The following is a 14,616-nucleotide window of genomic DNA, read 5'->3' as shown; positions in this document are numbered from 1 at the left end:
GTTTTTTTTATGCCTACTTTTTAGGTTTGCGGTCCATGTAGAACACGATCTTCCCGCCGTTCATGATGTCCGCATGCGTGAGAAAACGGCCTGTCAAGGGTTTTCCGTTCAGCTCCACTTTCTTTACATACACATTTTTGGCGCCCTGGTTCACTGCTTCCACGCTGAACGTTTTACCGTTTTCCAGGTGCAGTTCGGCGGAGCGGATAGCGGGGCTTCCTAGCGCGTATTCGGTGGAGCCGGGGCAGACGGGGTAGAATCCCAGCGTGGTGAAAATGTACCATGCGCTCATCTGTCCGCAGTCGTCATTCCCGCCGAGGCCGTCTGCCGCGGGTTTGTACATTTTCTCCAGGATCATGCGCACCCGTTCCTGCGTTTTCCAGGGAGCGTCCGTCCAGTTATATAAATAGGCGGCGTGATGGGCCGGTTCGTTGCCGTGCACATAGTTGCCGATGATGCCTTCGCGCGTGATGTCTTCCGTTTCCGCGAAGAAAGCGTCCGGCAGGTGCATGGTGAAGAGGGAATCCAGGTGGCCGGTAAACTGTTTTTTGCCGCCCATCATCGCGATCATTTCAGCGGGATATTGGGGCACGTAGAGGCTGTAGTTCCAGGCATTTCCTTCGATATATCCCTGCCCGTGCGTGCTGAGCACGTCGAACTCCTTGCGGAAAGTGCCGTCGCTGAGCTTCGGGCGCATGAAGCCGGTGGAAGGGTCGAACACGTTGCGGTAGTTTTGTGAACGTTTGATGAACTCTTCATACAGGTCGTTGCGGCCGAGCTTTTTCGCCACCTGTGCAATGCACCAGTCGTCATACGCATATTCCAGCGTTTTGGAAACCGAGGAGCTGTTCTTGTCTTCCGGCACGTAGCCCATGTCCATATAATATCCCAGTCCGTCGTATTTCCTGTAGCGGGCGGTGGTGGCGCAGGCATCGAGGGCTTTGTTGGCGTCATATCCGTTGATGTTGCCTTTCATGATGGCGTCCGCTATCACGGAAACGCTGTGGTAGCCGATCATGCACCAGTTTTCGTTGGCGTAGTGGCTCCACACGGGCAGCATTTTGTGCACGCTCTGGTTGTAATGTTCCAGCATGGAGCGCACCATGTCCGCATTGCGTTGCGGCTGGATGATGTTGAAGAACGGATGCAGGGCGCGGTAGGTGTCCCAGAGGGAGAAGGTCGTGTAGTTGGTAAAACCTTCGGCACTGTGGTTCAGCTGGTCCAGCCCGCGGTAGCCGCCGTCTACGTCCATATAGGTAGTGGGGCCGAGGAAGGTGTGGTACATGGCGGTGTAGAAGTTCACCATGTCGTCGTTGCTGAGGGCGTTTACGCGGATCTTCGCGAGTTCTTTGTTCCAGTCCGCCTGTCCTTTCTTTTTCACGGCGTCAAAATCCCAATCCGGCGCTTCGGTGCGCAGGTTGTTCAGTGCGCCGGCGGTGCTCACGGGGGAGAGGGCGAATTTCACCTGGATCTTCTCGCCCGGTCGGGTGTTGAAGTCGAACCAGGCCCTGATCTGGCGGCCGGCCATTTCGGGGAAGTTCTCCGTCTGGTCGAATTTGCGCCAGAAGCCTTTGTAAACGTCATTGGCGTAGTTCTGATGGCCGTATTTTGTAAAGGGTTTGCTGAAGGTCATGGCGAAATATACGGTGCGGGTGCGGGCCCATCCGGCGGTCTGGCGGTACCCGGTGATGAGGGAGTCGTTCTCGATCCGTACGAAGGTCCACACGTTCTTGTTACCATAATTATAGATGCCCGCCATGAGGTCCAGGATGATGTGGGCATTGCCGGCTTCGGGGAAGGTATATTGATGGAAGCCCACGCGGTTGGTGGCTGTCAGTTCTGCGAGGATGTTGTGGTCATCCAGCTTCACTTTGTAATAGGCCGCTTCCGCGGTTTCATTTTCGTGGGAAAAGCGGGAGCGGTAGCCGTTTTCCGGGTGGTCCGCCGTGCCGGGGTTGAGCTGGAGGGGGCCGGTGGTGGGCATGATCAGGAAATCCCCGAGGTCGGAGTGTCCGGTGCCGCTGAAGTGGGTGTGGCTGAAGCCCACGATGGTTTTGTCCGTGTACTGGTAGCCGGCGCAGTACTTGTATACGTCCGGGTTATACCTGCCATTCATCTCGTAGGGGATGGTGTCCGTTTCCGGGCTAAGCTGCACCATGCCGAAGGGCACGGTGGCGCCGGGGTAGGTATGCCCCATTTTTGCCGTGCCGATGATGGGTTTTACATATTGCACCAGGTCCTGGCCGAAGGCCAGGGCGGGGGACAACAGTAAAAGGCTGAGGGAGAATTTTCTCATGCGTTGTGAATTGGTTTTTAATGCTACCAAAGATAAATCGTTTTAGCGTAGATATGTAGCGGTTTTCGGGGTGTTTTGCGGAAGGGGTTTGGGGATGGACGGAAAATTTTTTTTTGGCCCGGCACCCCCGGTTTGTATTTAACAACAGTCTTAATATTACATCCGGGCATATTCATGGAATTTGATCAGGAACATATCAGGCAGTTATACCTGCAGAAGTTGACCGATTCATTGACTCCGGAGGAGGAACGTGAGCTGGAAAACGCTATGCGTTACCCGGCGGTCAGGCGGATGTGCAGGGAGCTGGATGATCTGTATGCTTCCCCCGAGATGCAGCGTTTGTTACGCGAAAAGCCCACGAGCGCCCGTTGGGACGAGCTGGTGGAGCATGCCATGACGCGGGAGGAAGCGGTGGAAGTGCGTAATATGGGTGTACGCCGCTGGCTGATGGTAGCCAGTGTGCTGATCATGGTCACATTAGGGTTGTATTTTTTATGGCCGGAGGCACAACAACAATCTGTTAACTTTTCGGCAGTGGCCCAGGCCACCGGAAAGTCTTACGATATCCGCCTCAGATTGTCCACCGGTGAGCTGGTGCCTTTAACAGGCGCCGGATCGCAGGAACGGATAAAGGCGGGGAAGGTGCAACTGAGCAATCATCATAAAACATTACGTTACGAGCATGGCGAAGCTCCTGCAACGCAATGGAACACATTAGAAGTGCCTGCAAGAGAGGATTATACAATCGTTCTTTCTGACGGTACTGAAGTTAGCCTCAATTCTGCTTCGAGCCTGCGCTTCCCCTTCTCATTCAAAGGTAGCAATACCCGGGAAGTGGAAGTGCGGGGAGAAGCTTTTTTCAAAGTAGCCCCGGACGCCAGCAAACCTTTTATTGTACGCACCCATGCCGGCGATGTGCAGGTACTGGGAACTTCCTTTAACATCAACACATACGAATCTGGCAAGCTGAAAGCTTCGCTGGTGGAAGGAAGCGTAAAGACCTCCTACCGTACGGAAGCCAGGATACTGCGCCCCGGCGAGCAGGCCATTAATCAGACTTCAGGCAGGATGACCGTGCAGGCATTCGATAAAGAGGAAGTGCTCTCCTGGATGAAAGGCGTTTATTATTTCAACAGCAGCCCTATGATAAAGGTAGCGGAAGTAGTAGACCGCTGGTATGATGTGCAGATGGTATTTGACAACCCGGCCATCGCGGGATATAAATATGATGGAAAGCTGGACAAAACTGCGCCGCTGGAAGATTTTCTCGAAGTGCTGCGCCTGACCAAACGGATAGAGTACAGGATGGAAGACGGCATGCTACACCTCTTTTAAAACAGTATTCAGAAAAATATTCTTAAAGCGAGACAAATGAAAAATGTAGATCTGACAAACAGGTTACAATACATATTCCTGGCTGATAATCTGAGCTGGGAAGATTTCGCGGAAAGGGTAGGTGAAAAGAACACCCGTCTGCGCAGTGAACTAATGGCCCTGCTGGAGGAAACCAACGAAATCTTATCCCATATCGGGTACCATATCGAGATAGTAAAAGATGCGGAACGCATCAAATAAAGCTCCTGCCTTTCATACCTTGTAGTCCCCCCCGGATTCTTTTTGGATTATTCACCAAACAGTCACCTATTAACCGAAGATTAACATTTATTGATGATTCCTGCTACCGTTTTTTCAGTATTTTCAATTAAAGGATTTCAACCGTAAAAATTTTCAAAACAGGTTAGCGTAAAATCACTAACTTGTTTTGAAATTGCTGCAATTGAATCAGTTGACAATCTTACTTTTCTGATTTATGAATGAAGAATGCACAACTATGAATGGTTCCGGGCTTACGGATGAAGAATTTAAGGTATTGTATTTCAGGTTCCGCGAAGCGCTCATCGTAGAGGCTTTCCGGATTCTGCGCGACGGACATGAAGCAGAAGACGTTGTGCAGGAGACCTTTATCAAGCTATGGGAGAATAATTACCTGAAGGACGTAAATCCGGGAGCCATCCGGTCTTACCTGTACAGCGCAGTTAAAAATAACTGCCTGACCCGCAAGAGCGCCCGGGAAAGCGCCGAGCGGAAGAAAGGCCATTTTATGGAAGTGCACGGAGGAGAAGTGGCAGCAGATCAGACCGAAATCTGGGAGTTACGTGAACGCCTCAACGAGGCGATCCAGAGCCTCCCCTCACAGCGCCGGTGGGCCTTTGTGAAGACTTATATGGACGATAAATCGTACCGGGAAGCCGGTCAGGAGATGGGTCTTACCATGGAAACAGTGAAAAGCCACGTGAAAGTGGCACTCAAAAACCTGCGAATTTCGCTGTCCGGCCTGCGCTAATTGTTAAGCAATTACTATTTACGGAGCTTTTGACAATTTTGTGATCCTATGTAACATAGGATTTTTTCATTTTGCGTCCCGAAAAGCAGCATATCCACGCTATGCACAGCAACTTATATATACAAATGGAAGCGATAAAATGACAGGTACTGTTACATCCACCCTATGTAAACGTTCGTTCTGGATCATCATATGGATCTTTGCTTCCTCCGCATTGCTTGCACAAAATACACCCGCCACACCCCGGCTCAACCTGAACGGTAACTATACCGTCGCTGAAATATTCAAAGCCGTACGCCAGCAGATGGGGCTCACCGCTTCTTTTGAAAACTCTGTGATCGACAAGGAAAGGAGGCTGCAGGTGGATTTCAGGAACGCCACCCTCGGGGAGGTGATGGCGAAAGTCACCGACGGCCTGTATGTGGGCTGGCGGCTGCATGGCGACCTGGTGCTGTTATTCGAATCAAAAACCTTACAGGTCAGTAAAGAAAAGGTTCCGCCACTAACGGGCGTGGTCACCGGCCGGAACGGACTGCCCGTTGCCGGCGCCTCCATAGCCGTCAGCGGCTCGCAAAAGGGCGCCAGTACCGGTACAGATGGCCGCTTCAGCATGGAGAATGTGCCGGACAAGGCCCTGCTGCTGATCAGCTCTATCGGTTACGAATCCCGGCAGTTCAGGTTGAACGGAGAACGGGAGATCGCGCTGACGCTGGATTCCGCCGTTACGCATATGGACGGGATCACCGTTTTGTCCACCGGCTTCCAGAAAGTTCCGAAAGAGCGTTCTACCGGTTCGTTTGTGCAGCTGGACCGGAAGCTGATCAACAGAAGACCCACCGGCAGCGTGCTGGACAGGATAGAAGGGATCACCAGCGGACTGCTGAATTTTAATACCTCAACGCTGGGAACGATTTCAAAGATGCCTTCTACCGCGTCGTTAGGCATGTACCTCCGGGGCATCAGCACTTTATCGCCCAACCAGGTCAACCCGAATCCATTGATCGTACTCGACAATTTCCCTTACGAAGGAGATGTGAAGAACCTCAACCCCAACGACATCGAATCCATCACCATCCTGAAAGACGCCGCCTCCGCCAGCATCTGGGGCTCCCGAAGCGGTAACGGCGTCATCGTATTGACCACCCGGAAAGGCAGGAAAAACCAGAAAATGAGGATGGGCTTCAATACCAACCTGACCATTGAACGGAAACCCGATTTGTATTATGATCCGAATTACATGAGCGCCGCGGATTATATCGAAGTGGAAAAGACGCTTTTCGATGCAGGTTATTTTAATTCCGACATCAATAACCGCAGCAGCTTTCCCGCCCTGTCACCCGTCGTAACACTACTGGCGAAGAAAAGAAGCGGCGAGCTTTCCGCGGACGTGGTGGATGCGGAGATCGAAGCGCTGAAAGGCAATGACGTAAGGAGGGATTTCCTGCGGCATGTATACCGCGAGGCGGTGAGCCAGCAATATGCGGTGAACGTGCATGGCGGGTCGGATGAGCATACTTACTATCTTTCTGTCGGGCATGACCGGAACCAGGATAATCTTATCCGGAATGGAACGGTGAGGACGACGGTTACTGCGGCTAATACGTTGACGCCTTTGGAGAAACTGGAAGTGGGCACGTATTTCAATTATAGTCACCGGAAAATCAATCAGCATAATGAGCAGGAATATGGCTCTGTGACAGTAAATACCACGAAATACGGGATGCTGTATCCCTATGCGCAAATGATGGACGCGAACGGGAATGCGCTGGCGACCGTCAGGGATTATAACCCTTCGTTTGTAGACAGTGTTTCAGGATTGGGGTACCTGGATTGGCATTACCGGCCGCTGGATGAGATACGCAATGCGGAGAATTTTACTACCATGCAGAACCTGGTATTGCGCGCATCCGTTAAGTACAAATTTACTTCCTTCCTTAACGCCGAAGTGCAGTATCAGCATGAGCGGCAACTGATCTCCACCCGGAATTACCGGAACGAGCAAAGCTATTTCACCCGTAACCTGATCAACAAATTCTCTGTAAAAGATCCGTCTACAGGCATGTTCACTTATAATTTTCCGAAAGGCGGTATTCTTTCGCTTGGTGAATATGATTGGCGTGCCAATAATGTTCGCACGAACCTGAATTATGATCAGAAATTCGGAGAACATGGTATAGCGGCGATACTTGGTGCGGAGATCAGGGAGTTGTCTGCTGTAGGTACGGAGAGAAACAGCATTGGTTACTCTGATGCAACCGGTAGAGGAATTGCCAATCTGAACTACGATATTTTGTACCCAACCTATCCCAATGGAGCATCTACCTTGAACAGTGCTTTTGGGATGAATAGTGATGTATCCGGCATCCTCAACAGGTTCATTTCCTACTATACAAATATTGGATACAGCTACAAGCAGCGATATGATTTCACAATAAGTGGTAGAAAAGATGGAGCAAATCTGTTTGGTGCGCGCACCAACGAAAAGATGACTCCTCTTTGGTCAGTGGGGTTGGGGTGGGATATTGCGCGGGAACCTTTCTATCGCGAGAATAATTGGCTCCCGGAACTGCGTTTGAGAACCTCGTACGGCTTTAATGGGAATGTGTACAATGGTTCTGCATATATGACGGGTACGTATGTTACAGGTCCTCTTACAGGGCTGCCGTCAATTATCAATATTTCGCCAGAGAATGATCAACTGAGATGGGAAAAGGTAAAGATACTGAATGTGGGAGTTGATTTTATGTCGAAAAGATCAAGAGTGACTGGGTCAGTTGAGTATTTTAACAAGCATTGTCTGGATTTGATCGAGAATGCTAATGTGGCGCCGCAAACAGGATATATTACTATTAATAAGAACTCCGCAGCAACCCGGACAACCGGCTTTGATATTACATTGAAGGGGAAGATACTCGACGCAAAATTGAAATGGGAATCCACTCTTTTATATAGCCGGCTGAAGGATGAAATTATTTCTTACGATCTGAAGCCGACATCCGGTTCTGTTATATTGAAAAGCCCTAGCGGCATACTGTATGTTGAAGGCATGCCTATCAAAGGGTTACTAAGCTATAAATGGGCTGGGTTAGACCCGGCCAATGGTGATCCTAGAGGATATTTGAAAGGAAACATAAGCACAGATTATAGCGGAATCATCAATAATTTTACCCCTGACAGTCTCGTTTTTCATGGATCGGCCTTTCCGACAATGTACGGTTCCTGGAGAAATGATTTTTCTTTTAAGAGCTTTTCACTATCAATAAATGTTACGTATAAACTGGGATACTACTTTAGACGGCCGGGTGTAAACCTGAGCTACCCCAATTTATTGCGTGATGATATGAATCGTGACTATGGGAAGAGATGGCAGAAGCCTGGTGATGAGCGTATTACGAATGTTCCATCATTAAGTTATCCAGCCAACAATTCCCGGAATAGTTTTTATCAATATTCGGAAATACTTGTTGAGAAGGGAGATCATATCCGCTTGCAGGATATTCGTCTTGAATATAGAATTCCTTCAAAGCAGCGGGGAATACATGTATATGCCTATTTGAGCAATCTTGGAATCATCTGGCGGGCGAATCGGTATAAATTGGATCCGGATGTAGGGAGTTTCGTAGGTATTTCTGATTTACCACGCCCATTTGCATGCACATTTGGCATACAAACAAACTTTTAACCAGCTTATGAAACAATTCATACTCATTATTTTGACTTGTACCCTAGCAATGATGGGTTGCCAAAAGCAGAATGAATGGTTAGATGCAAAAAGACAGCAATCTGATATTGTGCCGGAGAGTTTGGACGATTTTCAGGCGATTCTGGATAACTCGTCCATGAATACTACTTTTCCGGCGATGGGCCAATTGGGGGCAGATAATTATTATTTCCCGGACGATAACCTTGGTGTAATCAGTAATACCGAGAGGAATTCGTATATCTGGGCTAAAGATATTTTTGAAGATGCTCCTTCCGTGGAGTATACTGCTTGCTACCAAATTGTCGGACCTGCAAATATTGTACTCGAAGGGCTGGCGTCTATAAAAATCGATGCTTCAAACCTTGAATATCACAACAGTATAAAAGGACAAGCTCTATTTTTTAGATCGAATATGTTTCTTGAACTGGCAAGTGTTTTTTGTAAACCATTTGATGCGTCTACAGCAGCAACGGATCTGGGAATATGTGTCAGGACAAAATCCAATATCAACGAAATCACACCCCGGTCTTCAGTACAACATGCCTACGACCAGATTATTAATGATTTAAAGCTGGCCGCCACTTTATTACCTGCATTTCAATCCCATAAAACCCGCCCTTCAAAGCCGGCTGCCTTTGCCTTGTTAGCAAGGAGCTATCTATTAACAGGAGATTTTGTGAATGCAAGGCAATATGCAGACTCTACCTTGCGATATATGAATGGACTACTCGATTTTAATAGCAATACTATTTCTATTTCAAAACCCTATCGATTTCCGGATTTTTTATCTGGTAACGATGAGATAATTTTTTATGCTTATGCTGTGGGAAATAGTGCCGCCACACCAAATGACGGACTCAACCACGCTTTTGTAGATAGCACACTTTATGATTCTTATGACAGCAATGATTTAAGGAAAATCTACTTCTATAATGTAACTTCTTCTGGTAAACCCAAATTTCGGGGAACTTATGCAGGTATCGGTCGAAATTTTGCTGGGATCGCTACAAATGAAGTTTATCTTATAAGAGCTGAGTGTAATGCCAGGTTGAATAATTTACCTGAAGCTATTTCAGATTTAAATGTATTATTGGAAAAGAGGTTTAGAACCGACACCTATTCTCCGTTTTATACAACGAACGTAGATACGGCGCTGGTCAGGATATTAAAGGAACGAAGAAAAGAGCTGCCCTTTACAGGCCAGATTCGTTGGCAGGATTTGAGAAGATTGAATAAGGATATCCGTTTTGCAAAAACGCTTACTAGGAAAGTAAATGGAGTCTTGTATCAATTGTCTCCGAATGATAAGAAATACGTCTACCCATTTCCCAAAAATGAAATTGAATATACGGGAATTCAGCAGAATGAAAGATAGAGAAAAGAACAGGTTGCCATGATGTTATTGAGCAACCTGTGTATTTAATGAAGATCATGGATAAGTACTAACAACAATACATTCTGTTGAAGGTATGAAATCTCCTTGTTCGTAGCCACTTGCTGCATTAACTAAACAAACATTATCGTATCCTGTTGCTACGCAATTGCCTGAAGGCTCTTCAAGCGCAACCTTATATGATTCATTATATACCGGAGTGTTCGGTACAATGTAATAATACTGACTCCTCATCTGATAATTCGCATACCCACCAGCAGCGCTCAAAACTAACGCACCCGCCAGCACAGCAAGTTTAATCTTCTTCATTGGAAAAAACATTTTGTTGGTTTATAAATCTCAAACATTCTATAATGCAGCAGGCGTTGGCTTTTACCTGCTTGTTTACTAATAGGGATATTTGCCTAAGACAAACTCATCGCGTTTTGCCGGGAAGCCTGTACATGCCTCCGCTGCAGGATGATTCCTGCAATACTGATCAACACGAAGAACAAATTGAAGAAAAGGTGTTGCGTCCAGTTCAAACGGCTGATGACCCCGCCGCATGAGCAGGGTATCTTTCCGAAAAAATTCAATTTGATCATTATTATATAACCCGTAAATATCAACATGAGCGCCAGTGAAGCCCATAAACCGGCCATCAGCGTACGTTTGAAAATAAGCATCGCGGCTATCACAAACTCCACCAGAGGAACGCCAAATACCAGCCAGGGCGTGAAACGATCGTCAAAAGGCTGCGCATCCATCTGAAAAGTGAAATGCTTGTAGTCCATTAACTTGCTCGTTGCGGCATAGACAAATAAAACAAAAAGCAGCAACACGATGGTTTCCACTAACCATTTCCGTGACATATCCTATTATTTATGGTTGCAATGATATGGGTGCGGTGCTCTCTAACAATACTCGAACAAATACTCGAACGATAGTCTCATTCTGCTATTCTCTGCATGCCCATGTCTAACTTGATTAGTTTTCTCAGCCAGATGTGAAGATAATACCCTTAACGTTAAATTGCGCTGCCGATATGAAAAATTTCTTTGCGAAAATGGCAGCAGCTTTGCCGGCATGACCGGCGATAGTCCGAAGGTGACTGTTTGAATTGCATATTGAAAATCCTGGTAAACCCCGCCGCGGACTCGTATCCTACCTCCCAGGCGATCTCGTGCACAGGCATTTCCGTCTGATGCAGCAGCGCCCTGGCCTGCGAAAGCCGCTCATTGCGGATGTAGCTGGCCAGATGCAGCTTGTATACCTGCTTATACCCCCGCCGCAACTGCGTGGGCGACAGCCCGAAACGCCCTGCCAGCAGTTGTATGGACAATTTCTTGCCAATGTTATCATGAATGTACGCTTTTACCTTTTCAAGTGTTTCATAATCACGGTGTTGAGAGGAACGTTTCTCTTCCCGGTCCGTATTGGTGATCTCTTCCATGGAGGTGAACAGGAGGTCGAGGAAAAGCAGCTGCCGCTTGAAGCGCCAGATATCCCCCTTATCCCGGTTATCATGTATGCTGCTGATCAGCCGCTGGCAGCTTTCGCTGTACCGGCCGGTCTGTACCGGGCTGGCGGCATAACTGATATTGCCCAGCAATGAGGTCAGCAACGGATTGAATAACAGGAACAACATGCGGCAGTAGCCTGCTTCCACCTTCAGAACGGGGGCTTCCTGGCAGGGCGGCAGCAGCGTGTAGCTTTTCTCGTAAAGCTGCAGCGGGCCGGGGAAGGACGCATTACCCGTTAACGTAAAAAGCAGCGCCATGGAGGATGCCGGCAGGGCCACCCGCAGCGGGATGCTTCTCTCCACGTGGATGTCGCATATCCACGCTGTATAGTGCTGATCCCGGAAATACTGCAGTATAACGTTACCATAAGGACCTTCCGCACACATCGTTTGTGCATCGTGTAGCAAAAACGGTCTGAAGTCTGCAGGAACGTCCGGCAAATAATCAAAATGATCGCCCTGCAGGATACCCGGTGTGACACTCATAAATGCTGATTATTAGATGGTTTTCAGAAAACAGGTATTAAGCTAGTTGGTACACGGGAGCCAATATGGAGAATAAGATAAGGCGGTTTTTTTGATGTTGTAACATCAGATCCCGGAAAGTATCGGGCAGCCGGGTCTATTTATTAGACTTGCGCGACAAGAAATCGGGGGGTGCTTTTTCCAATTTTATTATATTATAAATAAAATTATATAAATATAATTAGCGGGTTGATGGTAAAAATTAAAACAAAATGCCTTAATTTTATGATTATAGTCATACACCTTATTCAATTTTCATGGTCATTCACGTTGTTAAACTGATATAAATAAAATATTAATATATCAGAAGCTTTTTAAAAAAATCATCCACCATGAAAATCGTAGTAATTGGTAATGGCATGGTCGGCTACAAATTTTGTGAAAAAATAGTCGAAAAAACCAACAATGAAGGACTGGAACTGGTAGTCTTTGGAGAAGAACCCCTGCCCGCGTACGACCGCGTTCACCTCAGCGAGTTCTTCTCCGGCAAGTCCGCCGCCGATCTGGGCATGGCGCCCCTCGAATGGTACGCCTCCCGGAACATCAAACTGCACCTCGGCGATCCCGTTCAGCAGATAGACCGCCTACACAAAACCGTCCTCTCCTATAAAGGCATCACAGAACACTACGATTACCTCGTCCTCGCCACCGGCTCCGCCGCCTTTGTTCCGCCCATTCCCGGGATCGACAAAAAAGGCGTTTTCCTCTACAGAACGATAGAAGACCTGGAGCTGATGCAGGCTTACGCCCCCCAGGCCCGCAAAGGCACCGTGATCGGCGGCGGCCTCCTCGGACTGGAAGCCGCCAAAGCCCTGCTCGACCTCGGCGTAAAAGAAACCCACGTCGTAGAGTTCGCCCCACGCCTGATGCCCCGCCAGATAGATGAACAAGGCTCCCTCATCCTTCAGTCCAAACTCGAAAAACTAGGTCTCAAAATACATACCAGCAAAAACACCAGCGACATCCTCGGAGAAGGCGCCGTCACCGGCCTCCGCTTCTCCGATGATACCGTGCTGGAAACAGATATGCTGGTGATCTCCGCCGGCATCAGCCCCCGCGACGAGCTGGCAAAGCTATCCGGCCTCGAAACCGGCCACCGCGGCGGCATCGTTGTGAACGAACAGCTGCAAACCACCGACCCCTCCATTTACGCCATCGGCGAATGCGCATTATATAATGGCATGATCTACGGCCTCGTGGCGCCGGGCTATGAAATGTCCGAAGTCGCCGCCTCCCACATCCTGGGCGAACAAAAATCCTTCACCGGCTTCGATATGAGCACCAAACTCAAACTGATCGGGGTAGACGTGGCCAGTTTCGGCAATCCCTTCGTATCGCCGGAACAGGGCAGCAGCATTGTGCTGGAAGACACCATGAAAGGCATTTACAAACGCATCAACATCTCCCCGGACGGTCAGCACCTGCTGGGCGGCATTCTCGTCGGCGACGCGGAAGCCTACAACCTGCTGCTGCAAACCTGCAAGAACAAAGTGATCCTGCCGCCCAACCCGGAAGACATCCTGCTGGGCGCACGCAACGGCAATGCCGCACCCGGCGCGGGCGTAACGGGCCTGCCGGACGATGCGGTGATCTGCAGCTGTGAGAATGTGAGCAAACTGGCTATCTGCCAGGCCGTGGAAGCTGGCAACGAAACGCTGGACGCCGTGAAAAAATGCACCAAAGCGGGAACATGCTGCGGCGGCTGCGCCCCCATGGTGAAAGACCTCATCACCGCCACCATGAAAGCCCAGGGCAAATACATCCGCAACGTGGTATGCGAGCACTTCGCCTATTCGCGCCAGGAGCTGCTGGACCTCGTGAAAGTAAAAGCATTGCGTTCTTTCGATGAAGTGCTGGACCACTATGGTCACGGCGAAGGCTGCGAGGTCTGCAAACCCGTGGTCGCCTCCATCCTCGCCAGTCTGTGGAACGATATGATCCTGCATAAAGGCAATGATACCGCGCAGGATTCGAACGACCGTTACCTCGCCAACATCCAGAAAGGCGGCACCTACTCCGTGGTGCCCCGCGTGCCCGGCGGCGAGATCACACCGGAAAAGCTCATCGTCATCGGTCAGGTGGCGCAGAAATACAACCTCTACACCAAGATCACCGGCGGTCAGCGCATCGATTTATTCGGCGCGCACCTCAGCGACCTCCCCCTCATCTGGGAAGAGCTGATCGCTGCCGGTTTTGAAAGCGGCCACGCATACGGCAAAGCATTACGCACCGTGAAAAGCTGCGTAGGCTCCACCTGGTGCCGCTTCGGGCTGCACGACAGCGTGAGCTTCGCCATACAGATCGAAGAGCGCTACCGCGGGCTGCGCGCGCCGCACAAGCTCAAGTCCGCCGTCTCCGGCTGCATCCGCGAGTGCGCCGAAGCGCAGTCGAAAGACTTCGGCATCATCGCCACGGAAAAAGGCTGGAACCTTTACGTATGCGGTAACGGCGGCTCCAAACCCCAGCACGCGCAGCTGCTGGCGGGGGACATCGACAGCGAAACCTGCATCCGGTATATCGACCGCTTCCTGATGTTCTACATCAAAACGGCCGACCCTTTGACCCGCACCGCCACCTGGCTCAACAAGCTCGAAGGTGGCATGGACTACCTCCGCAACGTGGTGGTGAACGACAGCCTGGGGATCTCCGCGGAGCTGGAACAGGAAATGCAGCTGCTCGTAGACGCCTATAAATGCGAATGGAAAGAAGTGGTGGAAAACCCCGAGCTGCGCAAGCGCTTCTCCCACTTCGTCAACGCGCCGGAAGAAAAAGATCCGACCGTAAAATTCGAAACAATGCGCGCCCAGAAGAAAGCGGCGGAATGGAAATAATCTATCAATCTTAAAACGCTTTT

General features: G+C 49.5%; 10 protein-coding genes. 6 read left to right on the top strand and 4 right to left on the bottom strand.

What is annotated here, in order from left to right:
* Window positions 1-13 precede the first annotated feature (13 nt).
* A complete protein-coding gene (locus CCY01nite_RS01800; protein WP_146857589.1) occupies window positions 14-2,296 on the bottom strand; it encodes a GH92 family glycosyl hydrolase in 2,283 nt (760 codons plus the stop codon).
* A gap of 174 nt (window positions 2,297-2,470) precedes the next feature.
* Here CCY01nite_RS01800 and CCY01nite_RS01795 point away from each other — a divergent pair, with 174 nt between their 5' ends.
* From CCY01nite_RS01795 to CCY01nite_RS01775, 5 genes are all read left to right on the top strand, one after another.
* Window positions 2,471-3,631, top strand: coding sequence for a FecR family protein (locus tag CCY01nite_RS01795; protein ID WP_146857588.1), 1,161 nt, complete (start codon window positions 2,471-2,473; stop codon window positions 3,629-3,631).
* 36 nt (window positions 3,632-3,667) lie between these two features.
* A complete protein-coding gene (locus tag CCY01nite_RS01790) occupies window positions 3,668-3,871 on the top strand; it encodes a hypothetical protein (protein WP_146857587.1) in 204 nt (67 codons plus the stop codon).
* A gap of 235 nt (window positions 3,872-4,106) precedes the next feature.
* Window positions 4,107-4,640: an RNA polymerase sigma factor gene (locus tag CCY01nite_RS01785; protein WP_146857586.1), complete on the top strand. Its 534-nt coding sequence runs from the start codon at window positions 4,107-4,109 to the stop codon at window positions 4,638-4,640.
* 139 nt (window positions 4,641-4,779) lie between these two features.
* A complete protein-coding gene (locus CCY01nite_RS01780) occupies window positions 4,780-8,322 on the top strand; it encodes a SusC/RagA family TonB-linked outer membrane protein (protein WP_146857585.1) in 3,543 nt (1,180 codons plus the stop codon).
* Between the two features lie 7 nt (window positions 8,323-8,329).
* Window positions 8,330-9,718, top strand: a complete 1,389-nt coding sequence (locus CCY01nite_RS01775; protein WP_146857584.1) for a RagB/SusD family nutrient uptake outer membrane protein — start codon at window positions 8,330-8,332, stop codon at window positions 9,716-9,718.
* Between the two features lie 54 nt (window positions 9,719-9,772).
* Here the strand turns inward: CCY01nite_RS01775 and CCY01nite_RS01770 are convergent, their stop codons facing one another.
* From CCY01nite_RS01770 to CCY01nite_RS01760, 3 genes are all read right to left on the bottom strand, one after another.
* On the bottom strand, window positions 9,773-10,045 hold the full coding sequence (locus CCY01nite_RS01770; RefSeq protein ID WP_146857583.1) for a hypothetical protein: 273 nt from the start codon (window positions 10,043-10,045) through the stop codon (window positions 9,773-9,775).
* A gap of 95 nt (window positions 10,046-10,140) precedes the next feature.
* Entirely contained in the window at window positions 10,141-10,587 is a 447-nt protein-coding gene (locus tag CCY01nite_RS01765) for a MauE/DoxX family redox-associated membrane protein (protein ID WP_186830847.1), read from the bottom strand.
* A gap of 155 nt (window positions 10,588-10,742) precedes the next feature.
* Window positions 10,743-11,723, bottom strand: coding sequence for a helix-turn-helix domain-containing protein (locus tag CCY01nite_RS01760; RefSeq protein WP_146857582.1), 981 nt, complete (start codon window positions 11,721-11,723; stop codon window positions 10,743-10,745).
* Between the two features lie 371 nt (window positions 11,724-12,094).
* On the opposite strand from CCY01nite_RS01760, the gene nirB reads away from it, so the two are divergent.
* Window positions 12,095-14,593: a nitrite reductase large subunit NirB gene (nirB, locus tag CCY01nite_RS01755; protein ID WP_146857581.1), complete on the top strand. Its 2,499-nt coding sequence runs from the start codon at window positions 12,095-12,097 to the stop codon at window positions 14,591-14,593.
* Window positions 14,594-14,616: the final 23 nt, after the last annotated feature.

The organism is Chitinophaga cymbidii (genome assembly GCF_007992715.1).
GTDB lineage: Bacteria > Bacteroidota > Bacteroidia > Chitinophagales > Chitinophagaceae > Chitinophaga > Chitinophaga cymbidii.
The sequence above is the reverse complement of the archived record's forward strand: the minus strand, read 5'-3'. Positions and strand labels throughout refer to the sequence as shown.